The sequence below is a fragment of the Micromonospora sp. WMMD1120 genome (genome assembly GCF_029626235.1).
Classification (GTDB): domain Bacteria; phylum Actinomycetota; class Actinomycetes; order Mycobacteriales; family Micromonosporaceae; genus Micromonospora.
In genome coordinates this window covers 2,285,333-2,309,739 of record NZ_JARUBO010000005.1, presented here as the reverse complement: position 1 = coordinate 2,309,739, position 24,407 = coordinate 2,285,333, and the positions used below count along the sequence as shown (strand labels likewise).

Sequence of the window (24,407 nt, the reverse complement as noted above, 5' to 3'; positions counted from 1 at the left end):
CCACCCGGCCGCCGTCAGGCGGTGTTGCCCCAGCGGGCCTGTTCGAGCATCCGGACCGCCCGGTCACGTGCCTCCGCGTCGTCGGAGCGGAGCAGCGTGGTCGCCTCGTCGACCGCGTCGGTGAGCCTGCGCCACTGCGTGTCCCGCTCGCGGACCAGATCCGACTGGGCGGCCAACTGCCTCGTCTTCACCCACAGCTCGACGAAGACCGACACCTTGGCCCGCAGCACCCACGGGTCGAACGGCTTGGTCAGGTAGTCCACGGCGCCCACCTGGTAACCCCGCAGCGCGAGCTGGGCGTCCCGGTCCGCCGCCGTGAGGAAGATGATCGGCACGTGCCGGGTGCGTTCGCGGCGCTTGATGTGGCTGGCCGTCTCGAAGCCGTCCATGTCCGGCATCTGGGCGTCCAGCAGGATCACCGCGAAGTCGTCCACAAGCAGTTGCTTGAGCGCCGCCTCGCCGCTCTCCACCGCCACCGACTGGACCGGCAGGCCCTGGAGGATCGCCTCCAGGGCCGTCAGGTTCTGCCGCCGGTCGTCCACGAGCAGCGCCTTGGCCATCTGGGTCACGAATTCTCCTCGCTCCGGCTGCTGCCGTTGATCCAGGACGTCATCAACTCGATCAGGTCGTCCAGGTCGACCGGCTTGGTGATGTAGTCGCTGCCACCGGCCGCGAGCGCCGACTCCCGGTCGCCCGGCATCGCCTTGGCGGTCAGGAAGACCACCGGCAGGTCGGCGAACCGGTGGTTACGGCGGATCTGCCGGGTGGTCTCGTAACCGTCCTGGTCCGGCATCATGGCGTCCATCAGCACGATGTCCACCTCCGGGTGTTCGGCAAGCAGGCGGACACCGTCCGCCCCGTTGTCCGAGTAGAGCACGGTCATCCCGTGCAGTTCCAATGCGCTGGTCAACGCGAAGACGTTGCGGACGTCGTCGTCGACGATCAGCACGGTGGCACCGTCCAACTGCCGGGTGACCGGCGCCTCGGAGCGCTCCGGCAGCAGTTCCAGCGGGGGCATCAGCAGCGACGACGGCAGGCCGGCGCGCTGCGGAGACGGGGACTGGGGCGCGACCACGGCGTCCGGGGCCAGCACCTGCGGCACGAAGAGGGTGAACGTCGAGCCCTGACCGGGCGCCGACGTCACGGTGATGGTGCCGCCGATCAGCCGGGCCAGGTCACGGCTGATCGACAGACCCAGGCCGGTGCCGCCGTAGCGGCGACTGGTGGTGCCGTCCGCCTGCTGGAACGCCTCGAAAATGATCGACAACTTGTCGTCGGAGATGCCGATCCCGGTGTCGATCACGGTGAACGCGATCACCTGCTGGGCGTTCGTCAACGCGGGGACGTCGAAGACGGCGTTCTCCGCCGCCGGGGCGATCCGCAGCGTCACGGCGCCGTTGTCGGTGAACTTCACCGCGTTGGAGAGCAGGTTGCGCAGGATCTGCTGCAGGCGCTGCGCGTCGGTCACCAACGCCGGCGGCAGATCCCTGCTCACCCGTACCTGGAAGTCCAGGTTCTTCTCCTCGGCCTGCGGCGCGAACGCCTGCTCGACGAAGCTCTGCAGCTCGGTGAAGCGGATCTCGGTCGGCTCGACGTCCATCCGGCCCGCCTCGATCTTGGACAGGTCGAGGATGTCGTCGATCAGGCGCAGCAGGTCCGAGCCGGAGCCGTGGATCGTCCGGGCGAACTCGATCTGCTTCGGGCTGAGGTTCCGCTCCGAGTTCTCCGCGAGCAGGCGGGCCAGCAGCAGCAGCGAGTTGAGCGGCGTCCGCAGCTCGTGGCTCATGTTGGCGAGGAACTCCGACTTGTACGCCGACGCCCGGGTGAGCTGCTGCGCCTTCTCCTCCAGGCCGAGGCGGGCCAGCTCGATCTCCCGGTTCTTCGTCTCGATGTTGCCCTTCTGCTCGGACAGCAGGGTGGCCTTCTCCTCCAGCTCGGCGTTGGTGCGCTGCAACTCCGCCGACTGCTCCTGCATCTCGTGCGCCAGCCGCTGGGACTGGGCCAGCAGCTCCTCCGTACGCCGGTTGGCCTGGATGGTGTTGACCGCGATGCCGATGGTGAGCACCAGCCGCTCCAGGAACGACAGGTGCAGCTCGGAGAAGGTCGACACGCTGGCGAACTCGATCACCCCGAGCAGTTCGCCCTCGAACAGGACGGGGAGCACCACGAGGTCGGACGGGGGTGTCTCGGCCAGGCCGGACCGCAGCGTGAGCCGGCTGTTCGGTGGGGCGCTGACCCGGATCGTGCGGCGGGAGAGCGCGGTCTGCCCGACCAGCCCCTCACCCGGCCCGAAGGTGACGTCGGTGCCGCGCGTCACGTACCCGTACGACGAGGTCAGCCGCAGCCGCATGCTGCCGTCGGTGTCGTCGGCCAGGAAGAAGGCGCCGAGCTGGGCGTCGACCAGCGGGGTCACCTCCGTCATGATCATTCGGCAGACCTCGCCGAGGTCGCGCTGGCCCTGCAACAGGCCGCCGATCCGGGCGAGGTTGGAGTCCAGCCAGCCCTGCTCGGCGTTCTTCTTCGTCGTCTCCCGGAGGGTGACGATCATCTGGTTGATGTTGTCCTTCAGCTCGGCGACCTCGCCCTGCGCCTTCACCGCGATCCGCTGGGTCAGGTCGCCACGGGTCACCGAGGTGGACACCCGGGCGATGGCCCGCAACTGCGTGGTGAGCGTCGACGCGAGCTGGTTGACGTTCTCGGTGAGGTCCCGCCAGGTGCCGGAGACGCCCTTCACCTGGGCCTGCCCGCCGAGCTTGCCCTCGATGCCGACCTCGCGGGCCACCCGGGTCACCTCGTCGGCGAACGACGACAACTGGTCCACCATCGTGTTGACGGTGTTCTTCAGCTCCAGGATCTCGCCCTGCGCGTCCACGGTGATCTTCTGGCTCAGGTCACCCTTCGCCACGGCGGTGGTCACCGAGGCGATGTTGCGCACCTGGCCGGTCAGGTTCGACGCCATCGAGTTGACGTTGTCGGTCAGGTCCCGCCAGGTGCCGGAGACGCCCTTCACCTGGGCCTGCCCGCCGAGCTTGCCCTCGGTGCCCACCTCGCGGGCCACCCGGGTCACCTCGTCGGCGAACGACGACAACTGGTCCACCATCGTGTTGACAGTCGACTTCAGCTCCAGGATCTCGCCCCGCGCGTCCACAGTGATCTTCTGCGACAGGTCACCCTTCGCCACCGCCGTGGAGACCTGGGCGATGTTGCGCACCTGGGCGGTCAGGTTCGACGCCATCGAGTTCACGTTGTCGGTCAGGTCCCGCCAGGTGCCGGCGACTCCGCGCACCTGGGCCTGCCCGCCCAGCTTGCCCTCGGTGCCCACCTCACGGGCCACTCGGGTCACCTCGTCGGCGAACGACGACAACTGGTCCACCATCGTGTTGACAGTCGACTTCAGCTCCAGGATCTCGCCCCGCGCGTCCACAGTGATCTTCTGCGACAGGTCACCCTTCGCCACCGCCGTGGTCACCGAGGCGATGTTGCGCACCTGGCTGGTCAGGTTCGACGCCATCGAGTTGACGTTGTCGGTCAGGTCCCGCCACGTACCGCTGACGCCCTTGACCTGGGCCTGACCACCCAGGTTGCCCTCGGTGCCCACCTCGCGGGCCACCCGGGTCACCTCGTCGGCGAACGACGAGAGCTGGTCCACCATCGTGTTGACGGTGTTCTTCAGCTCCAGGATCTCGCCCTGGGCGTCCACGGTGATCTTCTGACTCAGGTCACCCTTCGCCACGGCCGTGGAGACCTGGGAGATGTTGCGGACCTGGCTGGTCAGGTTGCCGGCCAACTGGTTGACGTTCTCGGTGAGGTCGCGCCAGGTGCCGGAGACGCCGCGCACCTGCGCCTGACCGCCGAGCTTGCCCTCGATGCCCACCTCGCGGGCCACCCGGGTCACCTCGTCGGCGAACGACGACAACTGGTCCACCATCGTGTTGACGGTGTCCTTCAGCTCCAGGATCTCGCCCTGCGCCGCCACGGTGATCTTCTGCGACAGGTCACCACGGGCCACCGCCGTGGAGACCTGCGCGATGTTGCGCACCTGGGCGGTCAGGTTCGACGCCATCGAGTTGACGCTGTCGGTCAGGTCCTTCCAGGTGCCCGCCACGTTCGGCACCTCGGCCTGGCCGCCCAGCTTGCCCTCGGTGCCCACCTCGCGGGCCACCCGGGTCACCTGCTCGGCGAAGAGCCGCAGGGTGTCGGTGAGGTAGTTCATCGTGGCGGCCAGCTCGGCGACCTCACCGCGCGCGCCGACAGTGATCTTCTGCGACAGGTCGCCCTTGGCCACCGCCGTCGCCACCTGCGAGATCGACCGGACCTGACCGGTCAGGTTCGACGCCATGGTGTTCACCGAGTCGGTGAGGTCCTTCCAGGTGCCGGCGACGCCCCGCACGTCGGCCTGGCCACCCAACTTGCCCTCGGTGCCCACCTCACGGGCCACCCGGGTCACCTCGTCGGCGAACGACGACAGCTGGTCCACCATCGTGTTCACGGTCCGCCCGATGCGCAGGTACTCACCGCGCAGCGGCCGGCCGTCGATCTCCAACGCCATGTGCTGGGAGAGGTCACCGTCGGCGACCGCCACGATGACCCGGGCGATCTCGGTGGTCGGGCGGCCCAGGTCGTCGATCAGCGAGTTGATCGCCCGCTGCCCCTCCGCCCAGGAGCCGTCCAGCCCCTCGTCGTCGAGCCGCTCGGTGAGCCGACCGTCGCGGCCGACGATCCGGCTGATCCGCCGCAGGTCGAGATACTGCCGCTCCTGGAGCGAGACCACCTCGTTGAAGGCGTCAGCCACCTCACCGGCCGTGCCGGCGCGGCGGGGAAGCCGGACCTTCAGGTCGCCGCGACGGACCCGTCGCAATGCCTCGGTCAGCTCGCCGAGGATCGCCTCGTGGTCGGGCGCGGACGGATCCGCCACCGACTGCTTCGCCGTGGTCATCATTCCTCGCTCAACTCGGGGGCGCCGGTCGGTGCGGGCACACCGGCCCCTCATATTGTGCCCGCGCGCGCCGTGGTGCCAGGGTGCGCGACCCGCCCCGGTCGCTTCGTCCGACACCCCGGACCGGTCGATGGGGGACACACCTCGCAGGGAAGCGGTGACCGCACCCGGAGCCGGTCCGCTTCTCGCGCGGCCGACGCGGCGGCCCGCGATCGGTGATCGGCTTGGCACCTGACCCGGGAACGGTAGAGGATACGGAGGTGTCAGCCGAGGCGGGGCCCGCGACGGCCGGGGCCCGGGACGGGGCGGTCCGGCGCGTCCGCCTGCCCGCCGACCGTCGTACGCCGGCCGCCGCCCGCGCCGTGGTCCGCTCGGTGTTGACCGAGTCACACCTGGACGAGTTGACCAACGAGGCGCTCCTGCTCACCACCGAGCTGACCACGAACGCCGTCGAACACGCCCGCACCGAGCTGGACATCGAGGTCGTCGCGGACGAGATCGGGCTCACCGTCACCGTCTCCGACTTCGCGCCCGGCTCCGGTGACGAACTGACCGTCGGCACCCGCAACGACGCCACCGAGATCACCGAGGTCTCCGAGCGGGGCCGGGGCCTGCTGCTCGTCGACCACTTCGCCAGCCGCTGGGGCACCACGTACCTGCCCACCGGGAAGGGCGTCTGGTTCCGGCTGGACCGTCCCGGGGCCGACCGGCCGGCCGGCGACACCGTGGGCCTGTCCGCGCCGGCCAGCGCCGGCCCCCGGACCGGCGACGACCGGTCCGCGCCGAGCGCCAGCGCGATGAGCGAACTCATGCAGACCGCCCCCGACCCGTACGGGGACGACCCGCTGCCCGACTTCGCCACCAGCCTGCTGAGCCGGGTCGCCGAGATGGTGGGCGCGGCCGGTGGCACGATCCGCCTGGACCGGGGCGACGGGCAGGGCCGCCAGGTGCTGGCCCGCTTCGGTCGACCACCACGCCCCGGCAGCGAGCTGCTCCGGGTGCCGCTGACCGTGCACCGTCCGTACGCCGGCGAGCTGGAGCTCGACGCCGCGCCGTCGGCGTACGCCCGGCCGTTGGCGGTGCTCACCGCCGAACGGCTCTCCCTGCACCTGGAGAACGACAGGCTGCGCCGGGCGGACGTCCGCCGCCAGGTGTGGCTGACGTTCCTGGCCGAGGCGAGCGAGCTGCTGGCCCAGTCGCTGGACGTCGACCTGACGATGGCGTTGGTGCCGCAGTTGGTGGTGCCCCGGCTCGGGCAGTGGTGCGCCGTGCACACCACCGACGAGTGGGGCCGGCTCCGGCTGGCGGCAGCCAGCCACGCCGACGAGTCGATGCTGCCGCAGCTGCACAAGGTGCTGGCGGAGACCGGGCCGGACTCGGTCCAGGCCCGCCTGCGCGAGGCGTCCCGCAGCGCGGCGCAGATCCCCCTGGGTGGGCCGATGGAGGGCTTCGCGGTCCCGCTGATCGCCCGCGGGCAGCCGCTCGGCACCCTGGCCGTGGGCCGGCACCAGCGGCACCGGCACGACCCGGACGAGGTGGCCGTGCTGGAGGACGTGGCCCGCCGGGCCGCACTGGCCATCGAGAACGCCCGCATCCACGCCGAACGTCGGCGCGTGGCGCAGACGCTCCAGCAGTCGCTGCTACCACCGGTGCTGCCCGTCGTGGACGGCATCGGCTTCGCCGCCGAGTACGTCCCGACCGGCGACGACGCGGAGGTGGGCGGCGACTTCTACGACGTGGTGCCCCTCGTCGACGGGCGTTGGCTGGTGGTCATCGGTGACGTGTCGGGCAAGGGCGTGCAGGCCGCCGCGGTGACCGGGCTGGTGCGGGACGTCATCCGGGTGCTGGTCGGCGACGGCAAACCGCTGCCGGAGGCGCTGGCGCGGCTCAACCAGACGCTCGTCGAGCGGGGTGGCGGTCGCTACTGCACGTTGGCGCTGGCAGCGGTCGGGCCGGGTCCGGGCGACCGGTTGGAGGTCTCGCTGCACCTGGCCGGGCACGACCGGCCGGTGCTGTTGGCGGCGTCCGGCGGGGCCGGTTTCGTCGGCACCGGCGGCACCGCGCTGGGCCTGCTCGACACGATCACGTCGCCGGCCACGCAGATCACGCTCGCGCCGGGCGACTCGCTGATCTTCTACACCGACGGGGTCACCGAGCGACGGCGTGGCCGGGAACTGTTCGGCACCGACCGGCTGCGCGACGCCGCCGCGCCGCTGACCGGATATTCCGCCGACGTGGTGGCCGCCCGACTGCGCGCCGCCGCGATCAACTTCTCGGTCGAGCCACCCCGGGACGACATCGCCGTCCTGGTGTTGCGCAACGACGCGAGCTGACCGCCGCCCGACCCCCGGGCTCACCTGCCGCTCGGTAGATTGACGCTCATGTCGAGTGCCGCGCACGCCACGTCGTACTCCCGGGGGTTGGTCAGTGCTCTGGTCGTGGCGCAGCTCGCGACCGTCGGCGCGTTCCTGGTCGTGCTGCTGCTCTACGTCGGTCGGATGGTCGCCGCGGGCGTCGGCCCGGCCGAGATGCTGACCGGCGCGTACGACCCGAAGGACCTGGTCCCGTTCGGGATGGACGGGACGAATCCGTTCTTCTGGCTCTACGGCGTGGTCGGAATGCTCTACCTGGTGGGCGCTGTCTCGGCGCTGCCGTTGGCGATCGTCGCGGTGGCGCTGGCCGCCCGGGAGCGCGACACCCCGCCCCGGGCGACCCGGGCGCTGCTGCTGACCGGCGCGGTGGGCGGCCTGCTGGTGCTGGTGGCACGCTTCACCCCGCCGCTGCTGGACATGCACCGGTGGTGGATGGACTGACCGCCCGGGTGGCCTCACAGGCCGCCGGGAAGCCGTCCGGGGGCGAGCCGGTGCTCCGGATCGAGGTGCTTCTTGGCGGCGCGTAGCTGGGCGAGGCCGGCCAGGTCACCCCAGATGTCGACGGCCCGGCGGACCGCCGCGGGCGCGGAGACCACCACGCAGCGACCCTGCCGGGCCAGCAGAACTCCCCGGACGGCGGCCAGGATGGACGCCACCCGTTCGGGGGCCAGCGCGCCGGGCAGCGCCGCGTGCACCACGCCCAACCCGGCGGAGCCGCGCACCGGAACCGGCGTGCCGGCCGCGTCGCGCAGCGCGTAGACGGCGGCGTGCAGGTCACCGATCGGCACCTCCAGGCGCAGCGCGGTGTCGCCGGGCGCGAACGGATAGCGGCGCCACCACGTCGGCGCGGAGTGCGTGACGGTCGCCTCGCCGTGCAGCAGGCCGACCAGCCGCTCGGCGCGTTCGGTGACGTCGGCGGGGCCGCCCTCCAACAGGACCACCAGGCTGCCGGCCCGGGACGGGGCGCCGGACCGCCCGGACATCGACGGGTGGCGCTCCCGGGCGGTGGCGGCGGGGTGCCCGGCCGGGTACGGCGTACGTGGCCGGGGGGTGCCGCCGGGCAGGTCCAGCTCGATGGCCGCCGGGTCCAGCCGCGCGGCGAGGATCGTCCGGATCAGGTCGTGCACCTCCAGTGGTGTCCACACCGGACGGGACACCCAGAGTCGGCTCGCCGGCATCGCCTGCACCCGCATGCTCGCCGAGACCAGCACACCGAGCGCGCCCTGCGACCCGCAGAGCAGCCGGGCCAGTTCCAGACCGGGCGCGCCGCCCCCGGCGCTGACCAGCTCGCCGTCGGCGGCGAGGTAGCGGACGTCGAGCACCTGGTCGCAGGGGCGGCCGTGCCGGTGCCGCAGGGGACCGGCCTCACCGGCGGCGAGCACACCCCCGAGGGTCGCGCCGGGGGACGGGGTGTCCATCGCCAGCCGTTGCCCGGCGCGCTCCAGCGTGGCCTGCACCGCCCGCAGCGGGGTGCCGGCGCCCACGTCGGCCACCAGAGCGTCGACGGGCTCGTGACCGATGCCGGCCAGCCGACCGGTGTCGAGCACGATGTCGACCTGCACGGGCGCTGCGCCCCAGTCGATCTTCGTGCCGGCGCCCCGGGGCACCACGGCCAGATCGTGTCGGGCCGCCAGGCGCAGCACCTCGGCGGCGGCCCGCGGGCCGCCCGGCACCGCCACCCACCGCGCCGGCCGCCCCGCCACCTCGTCGGCGGGACCCGCCAACCGGGAGAACGGTGGGCCGCAGATCGCCGCCAACCGTCGGGTGATCTCGAGGGCTCCGGACCGGCCAAGGGAACTCGCTGCTGCCGCCATGGCGGCAATCGTACATGTGTTCGAAAGAGCTGCCGCGATTATCGGGAAGCCGCTGGTCCGGCCAATCGCCCACGATGGCCGGTAACGTGGCCGCCGTGACCACCGAGACTGCCCCGCCCACCGCCAAGCGGGTGCCCAGCGAGCGCACCCACCACGGCGACACCGTCATCGACGAGTACGCCTGGCTCGCCGCCAAGGACGACCCGGACACGATGGCCTACCTGACCGCCGAGAACGAGTACACCGAAGCGCGCACGGCGCACCTGGCTGAGCTGCGCGGTGAGCTGTTCGAGGAGATCCGCCGACGCACACGGGAGACCGACCTGTCCGTGCCGACCCGCAAGGGTGGGCACTGGTACTACACCCGGACGATCGAGGGACAGCAGTACGGGGTGCAGTGCCGGCGCGCGGTCCGCGACGGTGAGGTCGACCCGCCGGTCAGCGTGGACGGCGCCCCGCTCGACGGCGAGGAGGTGCTGCTCGACGGCAACCTGCTGGCCGAGGGGCACGACTTCCTCGCGCTGGGTGCGTTCGACGTCAGCCCGGACGGTCGCTGGTTGGCGTACTCCACCGACTTCTCCGGCGACGAGCGGTTCACGCTGCGGGTGAAGGACCTGACCACCGGTGAGCTGCTGCCCGACGAGATCCCCGACACCTTCTACGGCACCGCCTGGTCGGCGGACGCCTCGGTGCTGTTCTACGTCACGGTGGACGACGCCTGGCGACCGAACCGCGTCTGGCGGCACACCATCGGCTCGGCCACGGCCGACGACGTGGTGGTCCACCAGGAGGACGACGAGCGGTTCTGGGTGGGGGTGGAGCTGACCCGCTCGGAGAAGTTCATCCTCATCGACGTGCACAGCAAGGTAACGAGCGAGGTGCTGGTCATCCCCGCCGGCAACCCGACCGGCGCACCCGCCGTGATCGCCCCGCGCCGGCAGGGCGTCGAATACACGGTGGAGCACCACGGCCACCGCTTCCTGATCCTGCACAACGACGGCGCGGAGGACTTCGCGCTGGCGTTCACCTCAGCCGACGCACCGGGCGACTGGGTGCCGCTGATCGACCACACCCCCGGCACCCGACTGGAGGCCGTCGACGCCTTCGCCAACCACCTGGTGGTGTCACTGCGCACCGACGGGCTCACCGGGCTGCGGGTGCTGCCGGTCGGCAGCGACGACGCGTACGACATCAGTTTCCCCGAGCCGCTCTACAGCGTGGGGTTGGACGCCAACTCGGAGTACCGCACCGGCCAGATCCGCCTCCGCTACGCCTCGCTGGTCACCCCTGACTCGGTCTACGACTACGACCTGGTCACCCGGCAGCTGGTGCTGCGCAAGCAGAAGCCGGTGCTGCCCGGCCCGGACGGCCGGCCGTACGACCCGACCGAGTACGAGCAGCACCGGGACTGGGCCCTCGCCGACGACGGCACCCGGGTGCCGATCTCGCTGGTCTGCCGGGTCGGCACCCCCCGGGACAGCTCGGCACCCTGCGAGCTGTACGGCTACGGCTCGTACGAGGCCAGCATGGACCCGTGGTTCTCGGTGGCCCGGCTGTCGCTGCTGGACCGGGGCGTGGTCTTCGCCGTGGCGCACACCAGGGGCGGCGGAGAGCTGGGCCGGCGCTGGTACGACCAGGGCAAGATGCTGGCCAAGAAGAACACCTTCACCGACTTCGTCGCCTGCGCCCGGCACCTGGTCAAGGCCGGCTGGACGGCCAGCGACCGGCTGGTCGCCCGGGGTGGCTCGGCCGGCGGCCTGCTGATGGGCGCGGTGGCCAACCTCGCGCCGGACGCCTTCGCCGGCATCGTGGCGGAGGTGCCGTTCGTGGACCCGCTCACGTCGATCCTCGACCCGTCGCTGCCGCTGACCGTCACCGAGTGGGAGGAGTGGGGCAACCCGCTCGACGACCCCGAGGTGTACGCGTACATGAAGTCCTACGCGCCGTACGAGAACGTGGCCGCTGTCGCGTATCCGGCGATCCTCGCGGCCACCAGTCTCAACGACACGCGGGTGCTCTACTCCGAGCCGGCAAAGTGGATCGCCCGGCTGCGGGCCGTCGCCCCGGACGGCGACTACCTGCTGAAGACCGAGATGGGTGCCGGGCACAGCGGCCCGAGCGGCCGCTACGACTCCTGGCGCGAGGAGGCGTTCATCAACGCCTGGATCCTGGACCGGCTGGGCCGCGCCTGACAGCTCGCACGGATGTGGTGACCCGGCTCCCGTCGAGGTCACCACATCCCGATGCGCGCCCGTACCGTCGGCGAGGAAGCCTAGACTCGCGTGGTGCCCGCCGCCGACGACGACCCGGACGCATCAGGCGTCGACGCCCCGGGCGCGGCCCGACGCTGGTCCGGTTGGCTGATTCTCGGCGTGGTCGCCGCCGCGTTGGTCGTCTGCTGCTGTTCCGCCGCCGTCGGCCTGCTGATCTCCTGGTCGGCGGGTCTGTTCCACACCCCGACCTGACCAGGCTTCACCGTGGGGCGGCGCCCACCAGCGCGGCGACCTCACCGGTACGCACCATCCGCTGCCAGCGCAGCCGGTTGCCGATCAACGCGGGGACCACCGACTGCACCACCACCAGATACATCAACTGCCGGTAGACCAGCTGCTGCAACGGCAGAGCCCACAGCAGCGGGACCGAGGTATCCGGGAAGATCCCGGCGGCTACCAGCGCGAGGCTGGTGAGCAGACCGAGACCGAGGGCCGTGGCGGCGATGACACTCAGCCGACGACGCCGCCCGGTGCCGTCGACGAAGACCGGCGTGGCCGAGCCCGGTTGCCTGCGCATCTGCGATCTCCCACCGTCACCGTGCCGGAACCGTCCGGTCCGGCACGCGGCAGCCCACCCAGCACCGTTACATCAACCCACAACAGTCCCCCACCCATCCCCGGAGCGCCCCGCCCCCGGGAGCGCCCCGGAGCGCCCCGCCCCCGGGAGCGTTGATCATGAAGTTATCGCCACGACACGCCGCGCGGACTGGCAATAACTTCATGATCAACGGGGGCGGGGTGGGGGCGGGTGGGGGTGGGGCGGGGGCGGGGTGGGGTGGGGTGGGGGCTAGGGGTGGGGGCTAGGGGTGGGGCCAGGTGGGGGTGCGGCCGGTTTTGGTTAGGAGATGGTCCAGGGGGTGGCCCTTGTCGGGGGTTGGGGTCGGGTCGGCGAAGACGCCCATCTTGCGCGCGGTGGGGCCCAACTGCTCCACCAGCGCGTGCAGCTCGGTCACCACCTCCGGGGCTGGGTGGTAGGGCTGGCCGGTGGCGACGGCCAGGTCCCAGCCGTGCACTGTCAGGTCCAGCAGGGCCATTCCGCCGACGACGCGCTGCGGCATCCCCATGCCCGGCGACACGCCCTCCAGTGTGGACGGATCGGACCAGGCGCGCACCAGCCGGCCGGTCTCCGCGTCGAACCGGTCCCGCCAGCCGTCGCCCAGGTGGTCGGGCTTGTCGGCCCATTCCACCTGTCGCTTGTCGGCCAACGCCTGAAAGTTGACCACGACCTGGAAGAGATGGTTGAGCAGGTCACGGACCAGGTAGTCACGGCACGGGGTGGGCAGGTCGAGCTGGTCGTCGGCGATGCCGCGCACCACATCGAGGGTAGGCGGCGCGGCCGCAGCCAGCAGATCGCTAGTCTGAGTGGTCATAGGGCCAGCGTATGAGGGTGGTCTTGAACAAATGCGACAGCGACCGCGTGGCGACAGCCGGGGCATCCTCGACTCGGCGCGCCTGCTGCGTGAGGTGCGCTTCCGGCGGTACCTGCCGGCGCAGCCGTTACGTCGGTGGGTCGAGCACTACTGGTTGATTGACTGGTCGGTGCGCACTCCGTTCGAGCAGCGGGTCGTGCCGCACCCGGCGGTGAACGTGGTGTTCCAACAGGACGGCGACAGCCAGGACCGCGACAGCCAGAACGGCGACAGCCACAACCGCGACAGCCACAACCGCGACAGCCACGGGCCGGAGTCCGGTGAGGTGGCCGGGGTGGGTCGCGAGCTGTTCCGGATCACGCTCACCGGGACCGGGCGGGTGTGCGGGGTGCAGTTCCGCCCCGGTGGCTTCCACCCGTTCTGGCGGCGGTCGGTGGCTGAGCTGACCGGCCAGCGACGTCCGCTGCCCGTCGGTCGGCTGACCAGCCCGGACGGGCCGGTGTGCGCCGGCACCGACGACGACCGCCGCCGCGCGCTGGACACCCTGCTCACCGGCTGGGCCCCGGAACCGGACCCGCTGTCCGAGGAGGCCATCCGGTTGGCCGAGGCGATCCGCACGGACCGCACGGTGTTGCGGGTCGACGACTTCGCCGCCCGGCACGACGTCCCGGTCCGTCGGTTGCAGCGGCTCTTCGTCGAGTACGTGGGAGTCGGGCCGAAGTGGGTGATCCGGCGCTACCGGCTCCAGGAGGCGGTGGAACGGGCCGCCGGTGGCCCCCTGAGCTGGGCGGACATCGCCGCCGACCTGGGCTACAGCGATCAGGCCCACCTGGTGCGCGACTTCACCGCGGTGGCCGGGGTATCGCCTGCCGCGTACGCCCGCTCGGTGCGCTGAGAGAGCAGGGCCGGCAGGTCAGCGACGGCGGAGGACGACCACTGCGACGTCGTCCTGGATCTCCGGCGGGGCCAGCTCCACCAGCAGCCGGGCGCAGAACCTGTCCAGGTCGCCGTCGACGGTGGCGGAGACCGAGGCGAGCGCGGCCAGCCCCTCGTCGATGGTGGCGTCCCGGCGCTCGATCAGCCCGTCCGTGTAGAACACCAGGGTTGCTCCGGCCGGCAGCACGAACTCCAGGTCGGCGGGGCGCGGCGCGCGTACGCCGAGCAGCGGCGCGGAGTGCTGCACGAACTCCACCTTGCCGTCCATGCTGAGCACCGGCGGCAGGTGCCCGGCGCTGGCCAGCCGCACCCGCCCGGTCGGTGGGTGCAGCAGCAGGACGCAGAGCGTGGCCAGCTCGTTCGGCAGCAGCGTCCGCATCAGCTCGTTGACCCGGTGCAGGATCTCGCCGGGTTGGTGCCCCTCGACCGCGTACGCCCGCACCGCGTGACGCAGCTCGGCCATGACGGTCGCCGCGTGCAGCGAGTGGCCGGCGACGTCGCCGATCGCCAGCAGCAGGTGCCCGTCGAGCATCACCAGCTCGTAGAAGTCGCCGCCGACCTCGGTCTGCGCGCTGGCCGGCTCGTAGCGTACGGCGAGGTCGAGCCCGGCCACGTCGGGCAGGCCGCGCGGGAGCAGACTGCGTTGCAGCGTGACGGCGATGCGGTGCTCCTCGTCGAACGAGCGCTGCGCCTCCACGGCCGCGGCCACCGCCTGGGCGAGCTGCACCAGCACCGGGGTCCGCGCGGTCTGGGTGGCCGTCGGCACCACCACGTACAGCGGCGCCCGGTCCTCGCGCAGCCGGGCGGCGGCGACGGTCACCGACTCCGTCCCCGACCAGTCGACGAGCGACCAGTCGGTCGGGGGCTGCACGCGGACCGTGGAGCCGGTCGGCACCCCGGTGTCGTCGACGATCCACGGCACCACGGCTGCCGCCTCGCCCGGGCCGGCGCAGATCCCCGCGATGCAGTCACCGTCGAACGTCTCGGCGACCACCGCCGCCGGGCTCTTGAAGATCTGGGCGGCCCCCTCGGCGGCGGCCTCCAGCAGGCGCGCGAAGTTCGGCGCGGCGTGCACCGCCACCGTCGTGTCGGCCAGGCCGAGCAGTCGCTCGGCGAGCAGTTCGGCACGCTGCCGGGCCTGGTAGTAGCGCAGCACCGCCCGGCTGGTGGCGATCAGCTCCTCCGGCTCGATCGGCTCGGTCAGGTACGCGTCCGCGCCCCGGGTCAGCCCCTGGGCGCGGTCGGCCACGTCCACGGCGTGCGCCGACACGTGGATGACCGGCACCGCCGGGTGTCGCGCCTTGATCCGCTCGCAGACCTCGTAGCCGCTGAGGTCGGGCAGCCGGACGTCGAGAACCACCAGGTCGATCGGGTCCGTCTCGACGCGCGCCAACGCCTCGGCGCCGTTCTCGGCCTCGAGCACCGTGAACCCGGCCCGACTCAGCCAGCTGACCAGCAGGTAACGCTTGGTGCGACTGTCGTCGACCACCAGGACGGTCGTCGGCATGCCGTCCACCCTCTCACGCTCCGCCGGTGGGCAGCGAGACGGTGAATGTGCTGCCCCGGCCCGGCTCGCTGGTCAGCTCCAGCGTGCCACCGAGCAGGGTCACCAACCGCCGGGCGTACGGCAGGCCGAGGCCCGTCCCGCCGACCCGGGTGGCGCCCGGCACCTGGTAGAACTCCTCGAAGATCCGGTCGTGCAGCTCTGGAGCGATGCCGGGGCCGGTGTCGGTGACCACGAAGTCCCAGCGGTCGCCGTGCCGGCGGGCCCGCAGCCGCACCTCGCCGCGCTCGGTGAACTTCAACCCGTTGTGCAGGAGGTTGCGCAGCACCTGGCCGAGCAGCACCTCGTCGGTGCGCAGCACTGCCGGCCCGGTCGGCTCCTCCACCACCAACTCGACCTCGGGGCGGGTGGCCAGCGCGCGCAGTGTGCCGCGCAGTTGACCGAAGACCGGGCGCAGGTCCACGTCGGTCAGGTCCGGTTCGATCCGGCCGGACTCGGCCTTGGCCAGATCGAGCAGCTCGTTGACGAGGTTGAGCAGGTCTGCGGCGGAGGAGCGGATCAGGTCGACCTGGCGGGCCTGCTCGGCCGTGAGCGGGTCGGAGGCGGAGTCGGTCAGCAGCCGCCCCAGACCGATGATCGCGGTGACCGGGGCCCGCAGCTCGTGGCTCACGTTGGCCAGGAACCGACTCTTCGACTCGCTCGCCGCGCGCAACTGGGCCGACTTCTCGTCCAGCTCGGCGTAGAGGGCGACGACCCCCCGGTTGGTCTCCTCCAACTCCTCGGTGAGCTGGTTGTAGAGCGCCAGCACACCCCTGTTGGTCTCGGCCAGTTCCTCGTTGAGCACGGCCAGCTCGTCGCGCTGCGTGCGCACCTCGTCCAGCGCGGCGATGAGCTGCCCGTTCTGCACCGTCAGCTCGTCCAGGGCGCTGGCCGGCGCGATGCTGCCGAGTTCGCTACGGAACTCGGCGAGCCGATCCGAGGTAGGGATCGGCGCGTTGGCCGGGACTCGTCGGGACATCCTCACGACCGTAACCCCGTCGACGGTCGGCACGCTCAATGTGTCGACCAGTCGGGACACGGCACCGGACTGCGGCTGGTAGTCACCGCCGGGCAGCGGAGCCACCGGGGCCAGGTCGGCCCGCAGGTGGAAGCGGCCGTCGCTGCCCGCGTCGACGTGGAACGAGACGTCCGCGCCGCCGACCGTCCGCAACAGGTCACGGGCGACCTCGCTGAGCGCTGTGGCGATGCGCACCTGGTCCTGGTGTTCGAGGCCGACCACGGCGGCCACCTCGCGGCCGCGTTGGCGGATCACGAAGATGTCCTGCTCGACCCGGAGCGCCATCTGTAGCAGCGGCGGTGCGGCCGGCTCCTCGGTCATGCCCAGGACCTCGCGACCAGGACGCAGGCGTCGTCGCGCCGCAGACCGGCGTCCCGCAGGAGTGTCGCCGCCATCACCAGCGGGGATTTCTCCGGCAGACCCGGGTAGTCGGTCAACCGCCACCGGTCGACCACCCCGTCGCTGTGCATCACGAGCTGGGCGCCCGGAGCGAACGGATAGTCGTACTCCCGGATGGCCGGCCGCTGGTGGCCGGCGATGCCGGGCAGTGACACCAGCCCACGACGCTGACCGTCGCCGTCGACGACGACGCCGGTGATGTTGCCCAGGCCGGCGTAGCGCAGCACGGCGGCCTCCGGCGACAGCTCGGCGACGGCGAGCGCGGCGCCACGGGTGTGCGACATCGACCGGTGCAGGTGACCGATCACCGCCGCCGGGGGCCCGGACGGGGCGTTACGGAACGCGGCCAGCGCCGCCTCGGTGGCGGCGGCGGCCAGCGGACCGTGCCCCAGGCCGTCGCTGACCAGCACCTGGTGCCGCCCGTCGGCGACCCGGACGGCGTAGCCGTCACCGCTGACCGTCTCGCCGTTGATCGGCCGGGTCAGGGCGCCGGCCCAGGACGGCACGGGCAGCGCCGCCGGCCAGATCTGCACGGCGAGGACGGTGCCCCGGCCCGGCAGCGAGTAGCCGTCGAACCAGCTGGCCTGCCGCACGATGGCGCCCAGGCCGATGCCGAGGGTGCCGGCGGTGGAGTGCCCGTCCCGGGACGAGATGGTCAGGTCGGCCATGCCGGGCCCGGAGTCGACGGCCACCAGCTCCACACCGGCCTGCCCCCTGCGGCGTACCGGACGGAGCAGCAGGACACCCTCGTCGGCGTGTTTGACCAGGTTGCTGGTCAGCTCGGCGGCGACGATGGCCAGGTCGGCGACGCGCGCCTCGCCCATCTCCAGCTGCGCGCCGAGGCGCTCGGCGGCCCGCCGGACGGCGCTGGCCGCGCTGCTGGCCTCCACCCGGAACCAGATGCCACTGTCGGTGACCGCGTCGCCGCTCACCTGGACCACTTGGTGACCGTGATCCGGGTGCCGGTCTCCGCCGACGTCTCGATCTGGAAGTCGTCGACCAGGCGCCGGGCCCCGCTCAGCCCGAGGCCGAGCCCGCCGCCGGTGGTGTAGCCGTCGGTCAGGGCCAGGTCCAGGTCCGGGATGCCCGGTCCGGAGTCCGCGAAGACGATCTGCACGCCCTTACGCCGGCCGTTGTCCACCACCGTGACCTCCACCGACCCGCCGCCGCCGTATACCAACGTGTTGCGGGCCAGCTCGCTCGCCGCGGTGACCACCTTCGTCTGGTCGACGAGCGACAGCTTCACGGCCACCGCCACGGCCCGGACCAGTTGCCGGACGCGCACCACGTCCTCGTCGCTCCGGATCGCCTGTGCCTGTGGATGGCCCAGGTCGATGCCCGCGGTCACGGCGTGGCCGTCTCGTCGTCTGGATCGTCGTCGAGCTGAGCATCGAGCTCGTCGGCGCGGGCCGCCGCGATCAGTTCCATGCCGCGCTCGACGTTCAGGGCGGTACGGATGCCGTTGAGGGAGAGCCCCAGTTCGACGAGCGTGATGGCGACGGCCGGGCGCATGCCGACGACAACCGTCTCCGCGTCGAGCACCTTGGAGATCGAGGCGATGGTGGAGAGCATCCGCCCGACGAACGAGTCGACGATGTCCAGCGCGGTGATGTCGATGATGACGCCGTGGCAGCCGGTGGCGACGATCCGCTCGGCGAGATCCTCCTGGAGCTGGACCGCGGTCTGGTCGGACATGTCCAGCTGGATGGAGACGAGCAGGATGTTGCCGATCTTGAGGATCGGCACGCGTTCCATCAGGCGTCCCTGCGCGGTTGGCGACGGGCGGTCTCCACGCCGGTGAGTCGCAGCACGTGGCGCAGCGCGTCGGCGAGGCTCGACTTGGTGGCGATGTCGCCGAACTCGATGCCGAGCGCCACGATGGTCTGGGCGATCTGTGGCCGGATGCCGGAGATGATGCAGTCGGCGCCCATCAGCCGGGCGGCCACCACGGTCTTCAGGATGTGCTGGGCGACCTGGGTGTCCACCGCCGGGACGCCGGTGATGTCGATGATCGCGTACGGGGAGCCGGTGTCGACCAGGGTCTGCAGCAGCCGCTCCATCACGACCTGGGCGCGGGCCGAGTCGAGCGTGCCGACCAGCGGGACGGCGACCACGCCCTCCCAGAGCTTGACCACCGGCGTGGAGAGCTCGAGCAACTGCTCGGCCTGGTCGGCGATCAGGCTCTCCCGGGTGCGGACGAAGCTCTCGAAGGTGAACAGGCCCATCTCGTCGACCAGCTTGGCGAAGGCGACGTAGTCACGCAGCGCGTTCGCGCCCTCGGTCTCCTGCACCAGGTCGGCGAGCACGTCCTTGAGCGCGAAGACGCTCACCGAGGTCTCGGTCGCGGAGAAGCCCTGCCGGGCCCGCCCACGGGACAGCTCGGAGAGCGCGGCGCGCAACTCGGCGGCGTTGTCGGCGGACAGGTCGAGGTCGCCCTGCTCGCCGGCGGCGACGATGGCCCGGTGCAGGTCCTCGACCTGGCGGCGCAACTCGGCCTGGCTGAGCCGCCCCCGCAACGAACTGGTGACGATCTCGGTCCACCGAGACGTGACCCGATCGGCCTGTGCGCCGAGCAGCGCGACGAGCCGACCGGTTTCTTCGGTGCTCAACGCCATTTCGAACCCCCTTGACCTGGACCGGGCGGACTCTATCACCGGGGCCTGACCAACTACTTGTCCCGTAGCAACGGAATGACGATGGCCACCGGATCCCGGCTCCCGTTCTGCGTTCGACCCCGGTGGTGGGATACCGTTCCCCCGATAACAGGAGGTCTGGCGAATGTCGTTGACGGTGCACACGGAACAACGCGGCGACGTGGTCGTCGTGTCGGTCGCGGGCGAGTTGGACATGGCCACCGCACCGCAGTTGCAGGACCAGATCACCGATCTGCTCGACAAGGGCCGCAACCGGCTGGTTTTCGACCTGGCGGACGTCTCTTTCTGCGACTCGACCGGTCTGTCGGTCTTCGTCCGCGCCAAGAACAGCTGCGACGAGGCGGGCGGCGTGGTCCGGCTGGCCGCACCACAGCGGGGCGTGCTGCGCATCCTCGAGGTGAGCGGTCTGGTGGAGGTGCTGCACACCTATCCGACGGTCGACGAGGCAGTCGCCGGCGAATCGACGCCGGCCTCCTCCTGATCGCTGCGGCCGTTCACTCGTCCTCGACGTATCGGGGACGAGCTATCGCCATGCCCGCCGCCGTCTGCACGGCGAGGGCGCCCAGCAGGAACCCGAGCGGCGCGGTCCAGCCGCCGGTGGCCTCGTAGAGGATGCCCACCAGGAGCGGGCCGAGAGCGGCGATCACGTAACCCGTGCTCTGCGCGAACGCCGACAGCGCGACGGTCCCCTCGGCGGTGCGGGCGCGCAGGCCGATGGCGGTCAGGATCAGCGGGAACGCGCCCTGACCGATCGCCAGCAGGGTGACCCAGAGCAGCGCGGCCGGGTGCGGCGCGAGCGCCAACCCCAGGTAGGCGAGCGTCGACGCGGTGGTCAGCCCGAGCACCAGCGGGCGCAGGCTGCCCAGCCGCCCGGCCACTGTGGGCATCAGCAGGGCGATCGGCACGCCGAGCGCGGTCACCCCGGCGAGCAGCAGCCCGGCCGCCTCCGGCTGGTAGCCGGCGTCCCGGAACAACTGGGCCAGCCAGCCCATGATCGCGTACCCGCTGAGCGACTGCGCCCCGAAGTAGATGGCCATCGCCCACCCCAGTCGGGTCCGCGCCGGCCGGACCCGCGCGGACGCGGCGGCGACCGCCGTCGGGGTCACCCGCCGCGCGGCGGCGCGGGTCCGCAGCGCCAGCGGAACCCACGGGAGTACGGCCACGGCGGCCATCGCGGCCCAGACACCGAGCCCGGCCCGCCACGACCCGAAGGCGTGCGCGATCGGCACGGCCGAGGCCGCGGCCACCGTCGTGCCGACTGTCAGCGCCATCGTGTACGCCCCGGTGACGAGGCCGGTGCGGTGCGGGAAGTGCTGCTTGACCAGCATCGGCAACAGGATGTTGGCGACCGCGATGCCGGACAGCGCCAGCGCGCTGGTGAGCACGAACACCACGGCCGAGTCGGTGGCGACCCGGAGCACCTGGCCGACGGCGAGGGCGAGCATGGCGACCACCAGCACCCGGGCCGGCGCCACCCGGCGGACCAGCCACGGGGTGAGCGCGCCGAGACCGGCGAACGCGATGGTCGGCAGCGTGGTGACCAGGCCGGCGACGGCGCCGGAGAGGCCCAACCCGTCGCGGACCTCGTCGAGCAGCGCGCCGAGGCTGGTCACCACGGCACGCAGGTTGAGCGCGACCAGCAGCATCCCGACCAGCACCAGCGCGCCACCGGTCGCCGGGTACGCCGGCCGGCCCGGGTCCCGGGTCGGAAGGCTGTCGACGGCGACGGGAGCGGGCGGCGCCGGAGCGGCGACGGGTGGCGGGGTCATGACCGCTAACCTACAATCATGGGATGAATTTGGGGCCGGTGATGTAACCAGTGCCACCGTCTGGTGATTCCTCCCCGGCGCGGTCCGCGCCGCCGGTGCCGCCGCGCGGTCACCGGGTCCGGCAGACCATCGAGCAGCTACGCGCGCGCATCCTCGGCGGCGAGTGGCCCGTCGGCGGACGCATCCCCACCGAGCCGCAACTGGTCGCCGCGCTGGGCGTGGGGCGCAACACCATCCGCGAGGCGGTCCGTGCCCTGGTGCACGCCGGGGTGCTGGAGTGCCGGCAGGGCTCCGGCACGTACGTGGTGTCCACCGACGAGCTCGCGCCGGTCGTCGCCCGGCGACTCGGCGACGACCGGATGACCGAGGTCGTCGAGGTGCGCCGCGCCTTCGAGGTGGAGGCCGCCCGGCTCGCCGCGCTGCGGCGTACCCCCGCCGACCTGGCGGCGCTCGACGGCGCGCTGGCCGAGCGCGAGGCCGCCTGGCGCGGCGGCCGGGTCGACGCGTTCGTCGAGGCCGACGCGGCGCTGCACACGGCGGTGGTCGCCGCCGCCCACAACACCATGCTGGCCGAGCTGTACGCGTCGGTCGGCGCCGCCCTGCGCAGCACCGTCGCGCAGGCGATGGGGGGTGCGCTGAGTCCCGAGCGCTACGTGGACCACACCCGGCTGGTGGAGGCGATCCGGGCCGGTGACCCGGGCCGGGCGGCGCTCGAAGCCGGCGCTTTTCTGGAACCCGCCGACCGGGCATAGGTTGTGCCGGACAGAAAAGCGGACACCTCGGGAGTACGGATGCTCAAGGGCTTCAAAGACTTCATCATGCGTGGCAACGTCGTCGACCTGGCGGTCGGTGTCGTCATCGGCGCCGCGTTCACCGGCGTCGTCACCCAGCTCACCACCTCCTTCCTCAAGCCCCTGATCGCGCTGATCAGCGTGTTGATCACCGGGAGCGACAAGGGGATCGAAGGCACCGCCTGGGACATCGAGGGGGTCAAGTTCGACTGGGTGAGCTTCATCAACGCGCTGATCACCTTCGGCCTGACCGCGCTGGCGCTCTACTTCCTCGTCGTCTACCCGATGAACAAGCTGGCGGAGCGGCGCAAGCGGGGCGAGGAGCCGCCGCCCTCGGCGCCGAGCGAAGAGGTCAAGCTGCTCACCGAGATCCGGGACGCCCTGGTCTCCGCCGGCCACACCACGCCGGGCCAGCAGCGGGGCGCGCTCGACGACGTGCTGGGCCGGCGGACCGAACCCCCGTCGCCGCGCTGACCCGAGCCCATGCACATCGGCCCCTGCGGGATTCCCGCAGGGGCCGCACTTTCTCGTACGTGTGTTCGATAGAGTCCCGCCATGGAGCAGCGAAAGCACTGGTGGAACGGCAAGTGGGGGCGGTTGGCCCGGCGGGACGTCTTCCTGCGGGTGGACGCCGACCGGTGGCACGTCGAGCAACGGGCCGGCGGCGCCGAGGGCATCTCCCGCTTCTACGAGTACGCCAGCGCGGACGAGGCCGAGGAGACGGTCCGGGCGCTACTCGACGGCCCGGACACCTGGCGGGAGTTGTCCCCGCGCCCGCCGGGCGGCTGGACGACGTCCGGCTGAGCGGTGGGTACGCCGGCTCTGGAAGCGGTGTCACCGACGGCGGCCATGACTCTGAGGCATATTCATGCCTCAGAGTCATGGTGCTTTCCAGACTCATCGCCGCCGGGACGGGCGTTGGCAGCGTTTAGCGGCGCGACGCCCCGGGAACCGCTGAGAGATGGACCAGCAGGACGAGCAGCAGGCGACCATTGCGCGGATCACCACCGGGATGCCGGTGATCGACTCGGCCGGCACCGAGGTCGGCACGGTGGACCTCGTCCAGCGGGGCGACCCGAACGCGGTGACCGTCCAGACCTCGACCGCCGATCCGGGCAGCAGCCTGGACGAGTTGATCGAGGCGACCGCGGTCGAGGAGCCGGACGTTCCGGCCGACCTGGCCGCGCGGCTGCTGCACAGCGGCTACCTGAAGGTCTCGACCGAGTTGACCCGCACCGGCGCGGTCTACGTACCGGCCGACCGGATCGGATCGGTGGCCGACGGCCGGGTCCTCCTCGCCGTCGGCGTGGCCGACCTGCCGCCCGAGGAGTGAGTCTCCACTGACCGGTCCGGCGGGACGGGCGCGGGTGGGCGTCGGCGGAAGATCAGCAGCAGCAGGCAGCCCGCCACCAGGCCCCAGAACGCGCCGCCCACGCCGATCAGCGTGACCCCGGAGGCGGTCACCACGAAGGTGACCACCGCTGCCTCACGGGTCGCCGGGTCGGTCACCGCCGACGCGAGCGCGGTGGCGAGCGCGCCCAGCAGGGCCAGCCCGGCGACCGCCTCGATGAGGATCGGCGGGGCGACCGCGACGAGCGCGGTGGCCGCACCGGCGCCCAGGCCGAGCACCGCCAGCCCGGCGCCGGCGGTGACCGACGCGACCCACCGGCGTTCCGGGTCCGGGTGGGCGTCGGGGCCGGCGGCGAGCGCGGCGGTGATCGCCGCGAGGTTCACCGCGTGTCCACCGGCCGGCGCGGCGAGCAGGCTCAGCAGGCCGGTGGTCCGCAGCGCCGCGCCGAACGGCGGACGGTATCCGTAGCCGACCAGCACCGCCATCCCCGGCACGTTCTGCGCGGCCATGGTGACCAGGAACAGCGGCAGGGCGAGCCCGAACAGCGCCGACGCGTTCCAGGCCGGAACGGTGAGCGTGACGCCGGGAACCAGGGCGTCCTCGGGCAGTCCGGCGGGCGGCGCGGTCAGCGCGATCGCCACCACCGCCACCACCAGCGCGCCGGGCACCGCCCAGCGGCGGGCGAACCGGTGCAGCAGCAGCCAGCCGAGGACCACCGGGCCCGCCACCATCGGCAGGTCGACGAGCGCGCGGACCGGGGCGGTGCAGAGTGGCAGCAGCACCCCGGCGAGCATCGCGCCGGCCACCGGCCTGGGGATGGCGGCCACCGCCCGGCCCAGCGGCGGGAACAGCCCGGCGGCGACGATCAGCGCGCCCGAGACGAGGAAGGCGCCGACCGCGACCGGCCACCCACCCGGGGGCGGTCCGGTCGCCACCAGCAGCGCCGCGCCCGGGGTGGACCAGGCCGCGCTCATCGGTATCCGGTACCGCCAGCCCAGCCAGGCGGCGGCGAGACCACTCGCCACACAGAGGGCCAGCAGACCCGAGGCGGCCTGCGCGTCCGACGCGCCGGCCGCCCGGAGCCCGGCCAGGACGACGGTGAACGAACTGGCGAAGCCGACGAGCGCGGTCACCACGCCCGCCAGCAGCGGTTGCACGCGTCCGGTCATGCCCACTCCCCC

At 72.1% G+C, this 24,407-nt stretch carries 23 protein-coding genes; 10 read left to right on the top strand and 13 right to left on the bottom strand.

Going from position 1 to position 24,407, the window contains the following annotated elements:
- Positions 1 to 14: 14 nt before the first annotated feature.
- Both O7634_RS10925 and O7634_RS10920 read right to left on the bottom strand, forming a co-directional pair.
- Complete coding sequence (locus O7634_RS10925) at positions 15 to 569, bottom strand: response regulator (protein WP_278150016.1); 555 nt, start codon at positions 567 to 569, stop codon at positions 15 to 17.
- The gene (locus O7634_RS10920; protein ID WP_278150015.1) at positions 566 to 4,936 is read right to left on the bottom strand and encodes a HAMP domain-containing protein; all 4,371 of its coding nucleotides are present in this window, start codon (positions 4,934 to 4,936) and stop codon (positions 566 to 568) included. The genes O7634_RS10925 and O7634_RS10920 overlap by 4 nt, the downstream gene beginning before the upstream one ends.
- 260 nt (positions 4,937 to 5,196) lie before the next feature.
- Between O7634_RS10920 and O7634_RS10915 the strand changes: the two genes are divergently transcribed.
- Both O7634_RS10915 and O7634_RS10910 read left to right on the top strand, forming a co-directional pair.
- Complete coding sequence (locus O7634_RS10915; RefSeq protein WP_278150014.1) at positions 5,197 to 7,269, top strand: SpoIIE family protein phosphatase; 2,073 nt, start codon at positions 5,197 to 5,199, stop codon at positions 7,267 to 7,269.
- A gap of 48 nt (positions 7,270 to 7,317) precedes the next feature.
- Positions 7,318 to 7,749, top strand: coding sequence for a hypothetical protein (locus O7634_RS10910; protein WP_278150013.1), 432 nt, complete (start codon positions 7,318 to 7,320; stop codon positions 7,747 to 7,749).
- Between the two features lie 14 nt (positions 7,750 to 7,763).
- On the opposite strand, the gene O7634_RS10905 is transcribed toward O7634_RS10910, so the two are convergent.
- Positions 7,764 to 9,122: an FAD-binding oxidoreductase gene (locus O7634_RS10905; RefSeq protein ID WP_278150012.1), complete on the bottom strand. Its 1,359-nt coding sequence runs from the start codon at positions 9,120 to 9,122 to the stop codon at positions 7,764 to 7,766.
- 95 nt (positions 9,123 to 9,217) lie between these two features.
- Here O7634_RS10905 and O7634_RS10900 point away from each other — a divergent pair, with 95 nt between their 5' ends.
- Positions 9,218 to 11,314 (top strand): S9 family peptidase, encoded by a 2,097-nt coding sequence (locus O7634_RS10900; protein ID WP_278150011.1) that lies wholly within the window; start codon positions 9,218 to 9,220, stop codon positions 11,312 to 11,314.
- Positions 11,315 to 11,407: 93 nt separating this feature from the next.
- A complete protein-coding gene (locus O7634_RS10895; RefSeq protein WP_278150010.1) occupies positions 11,408 to 11,587 on the top strand; it encodes a hypothetical protein in 180 nt (59 codons plus the stop codon).
- A 7-nt stretch (positions 11,588 to 11,594) separates the two neighbouring features.
- Here the strand turns inward: O7634_RS10895 and O7634_RS10890 are convergent, their stop codons facing one another.
- Both O7634_RS10890 and O7634_RS10885 read right to left on the bottom strand, forming a co-directional pair.
- Positions 11,595 to 11,912 carry a hypothetical protein gene (locus tag O7634_RS10890; RefSeq protein ID WP_278154136.1) on the bottom strand — a complete coding sequence of 106 codons (318 nt, stop codon included), beginning with the start codon at positions 11,910 to 11,912 and terminating at the stop codon, positions 11,595 to 11,597.
- A gap of 283 nt (positions 11,913 to 12,195) precedes the next feature.
- The gene (locus tag O7634_RS10885; RefSeq protein ID WP_278150009.1) at positions 12,196 to 12,765 is read right to left on the bottom strand and encodes a TIGR03086 family metal-binding protein; all 570 of its coding nucleotides are present in this window, start codon (positions 12,763 to 12,765) and stop codon (positions 12,196 to 12,198) included.
- Positions 12,766 to 12,796: 31 nt separating this feature from the next.
- On the opposite strand from O7634_RS10885, the gene O7634_RS10880 reads away from it, so the two are divergent.
- A complete protein-coding gene (locus O7634_RS10880; RefSeq protein WP_278150008.1) occupies positions 12,797 to 13,660 on the top strand; it encodes an AraC family transcriptional regulator in 864 nt (287 codons plus the stop codon).
- Between the two features lie 18 nt (positions 13,661 to 13,678).
- Here the strand turns inward: O7634_RS10880 and O7634_RS10875 are convergent, their stop codons facing one another.
- From O7634_RS10875 to O7634_RS10850, 6 genes are read right to left on the bottom strand one after another with little or no spacing between them, the layout of a single operon-like run.
- Positions 13,679 to 15,208 (bottom strand): SpoIIE family protein phosphatase, encoded by a 1,530-nt coding sequence (locus O7634_RS10875; RefSeq protein ID WP_278150007.1) that lies wholly within the window; start codon positions 15,206 to 15,208, stop codon positions 13,679 to 13,681.
- Positions 15,209 to 15,221: 13 nt separating this feature from the next.
- On the bottom strand, positions 15,222 to 16,583 hold the full coding sequence (locus tag O7634_RS10870) for a sensor histidine kinase (RefSeq protein ID WP_278150006.1): 1,362 nt from the start codon (positions 16,581 to 16,583) through the stop codon (positions 15,222 to 15,224).
- The gene (locus O7634_RS10865; protein WP_278153934.1) at positions 16,580 to 17,593 is read right to left on the bottom strand and encodes a SpoIIE family protein phosphatase; all 1,014 of its coding nucleotides are present in this window, start codon (positions 17,591 to 17,593) and stop codon (positions 16,580 to 16,582) included. Before O7634_RS10865 ends, O7634_RS10870 begins: the two co-directional genes overlap by 4 nt.
- Entirely contained in the window at positions 17,590 to 18,009 is a 420-nt protein-coding gene (locus tag O7634_RS10860; RefSeq protein ID WP_278150005.1) for an ATP-binding protein, read from the bottom strand. Before O7634_RS10860 ends, O7634_RS10865 begins: the two co-directional genes overlap by 4 nt.
- Positions 18,006 to 18,416 (bottom strand): STAS domain-containing protein, encoded by a 411-nt coding sequence (locus O7634_RS10855; protein ID WP_278150004.1) that lies wholly within the window; start codon positions 18,414 to 18,416, stop codon positions 18,006 to 18,008. Before O7634_RS10855 ends, O7634_RS10860 begins: the two co-directional genes overlap by 4 nt.
- A complete protein-coding gene (locus tag O7634_RS10850) occupies positions 18,416 to 19,276 on the bottom strand; it encodes an STAS domain-containing protein (protein ID WP_278150003.1) in 861 nt (286 codons plus the stop codon). Before O7634_RS10850 ends, O7634_RS10855 begins: the two co-directional genes overlap by 1 nt.
- 163 nt (positions 19,277 to 19,439) lie before the next feature.
- Between O7634_RS10850 and O7634_RS10845 the strand changes: the two genes are divergently transcribed.
- Positions 19,440 to 19,796, top strand: coding sequence for an STAS domain-containing protein (locus O7634_RS10845; RefSeq protein ID WP_196920593.1), 357 nt, complete (start codon positions 19,440 to 19,442; stop codon positions 19,794 to 19,796).
- 13 nt (positions 19,797 to 19,809) lie between these two features.
- Here O7634_RS10845 and O7634_RS10840 read toward each other — a convergent pair whose 3' ends face one another.
- Positions 19,810 to 20,961, bottom strand: a complete 1,152-nt coding sequence (locus tag O7634_RS10840; protein ID WP_278153933.1) for an MFS transporter — start codon at positions 20,959 to 20,961, stop codon at positions 19,810 to 19,812.
- Between the two features lie 173 nt (positions 20,962 to 21,134).
- Here O7634_RS10840 and O7634_RS10835 point away from each other — a divergent pair, with 173 nt between their 5' ends.
- From O7634_RS10835 to O7634_RS10820, 4 genes are all read left to right on the top strand, one after another.
- The gene (locus tag O7634_RS10835; protein WP_278150002.1) at positions 21,135 to 21,836 is read left to right on the top strand and encodes a FadR/GntR family transcriptional regulator; all 702 of its coding nucleotides are present in this window, start codon (positions 21,135 to 21,137) and stop codon (positions 21,834 to 21,836) included.
- Between the two features lie 39 nt (positions 21,837 to 21,875).
- Complete coding sequence (mscL, locus tag O7634_RS10830; RefSeq protein WP_278150001.1) at positions 21,876 to 22,349, top strand: large conductance mechanosensitive channel protein MscL; 474 nt, start codon at positions 21,876 to 21,878, stop codon at positions 22,347 to 22,349.
- Positions 22,350 to 22,430: 81 nt separating this feature from the next.
- The gene (locus O7634_RS10825; protein WP_278150000.1) at positions 22,431 to 22,679 is read left to right on the top strand and encodes a hypothetical protein; all 249 of its coding nucleotides are present in this window, start codon (positions 22,431 to 22,433) and stop codon (positions 22,677 to 22,679) included.
- 157 nt (positions 22,680 to 22,836) lie between these two features.
- Positions 22,837 to 23,208 (top strand): hypothetical protein, encoded by a 372-nt coding sequence (locus tag O7634_RS10820; RefSeq protein WP_278149999.1) that lies wholly within the window; start codon positions 22,837 to 22,839, stop codon positions 23,206 to 23,208.
- Here O7634_RS10820 and O7634_RS10815 read toward each other — a convergent pair.
- Positions 23,121 to 24,395 carry a benzoate/H(+) symporter BenE family transporter gene (locus tag O7634_RS10815; RefSeq protein WP_278149998.1) on the bottom strand — a complete coding sequence of 425 codons (1,275 nt, stop codon included), beginning with the start codon at positions 24,393 to 24,395 and terminating at the stop codon, positions 23,121 to 23,123. The two genes, O7634_RS10820 and O7634_RS10815, sit on opposite strands and share 88 nt — an antisense overlap.
- Positions 24,396 to 24,407 lie beyond the last annotated feature (12 nt).

Bases quoted from the DNA above. Each gene is read 5' to 3' on its own strand.
- O7634_RS10920 (WP_278150015.1), bottom strand. From the start codon at position 4,936: ATGACCACGGCGAAGCAGTCGGTGGCGGATCCGTCCGCGCCCGACCAC.
- O7634_RS10845 (WP_196920593.1), top strand. From the start codon at position 19,440: ATGTCGTTGACGGTGCACACGGAACAACGCGGCGACGTGGTCGTCGTG.
- O7634_RS10885 (WP_278150009.1), bottom strand. From the start codon at position 12,765: ATGACCACTCAGACTAGCGATCTGCTGGCTGCGGCCGCGCCGCCTACC.
- O7634_RS10840 (WP_278153933.1), bottom strand. From the start codon at position 20,961: ATGCTGCTGGTCGCGCTCAACCTGCGTGCCGTGGTGACCAGCCTCGGC.
- O7634_RS10855 (WP_278150004.1), bottom strand. From the start codon at position 18,416: ATGGAACGCGTGCCGATCCTCAAGATCGGCAACATCCTGCTCGTCTCC.
- O7634_RS10820 (WP_278149999.1), top strand. From the start codon at position 22,837: ATGGACCAGCAGGACGAGCAGCAGGCGACCATTGCGCGGATCACCACC.
- O7634_RS10870 (WP_278150006.1), bottom strand. From the start codon at position 16,583: ATGACCGAGGAGCCGGCCGCACCGCCGCTGCTACAGATGGCGCTCCGG.
- O7634_RS10850 (WP_278150003.1), bottom strand. From the start codon at position 19,276: ATGGCGTTGAGCACCGAAGAAACCGGTCGGCTCGTCGCGCTGCTCGGC.
- O7634_RS10905 (WP_278150012.1), bottom strand. From the start codon at position 9,122: ATGGCGGCAGCAGCGAGTTCCCTTGGCCGGTCCGGAGCCCTCGAGATC.
- O7634_RS10825 (WP_278150000.1), top strand. From the start codon at position 22,431: ATGGAGCAGCGAAAGCACTGGTGGAACGGCAAGTGGGGGCGGTTGGCC.
- mscL (WP_278150001.1), top strand. From the start codon at position 21,876: ATGCTCAAGGGCTTCAAAGACTTCATCATGCGTGGCAACGTCGTCGAC.
- O7634_RS10910 (WP_278150013.1), top strand. From the start codon at position 7,318: ATGTCGAGTGCCGCGCACGCCACGTCGTACTCCCGGGGGTTGGTCAGT.
- O7634_RS10815 (WP_278149998.1), bottom strand. From the start codon at position 24,395: ATGACCGGACGCGTGCAACCGCTGCTGGCGGGCGTGGTGACCGCGCTC.
- O7634_RS10875 (WP_278150007.1), bottom strand. From the start codon at position 15,208: ATGCCGACGACCGTCCTGGTGGTCGACGACAGTCGCACCAAGCGTTAC.
- O7634_RS10880 (WP_278150008.1), top strand. From the start codon at position 12,797: ATGCGACAGCGACCGCGTGGCGACAGCCGGGGCATCCTCGACTCGGCG.
- O7634_RS10890 (WP_278154136.1), bottom strand. From the start codon at position 11,912: ATGCGCAGGCAACCGGGCTCGGCCACGCCGGTCTTCGTCGACGGCACC.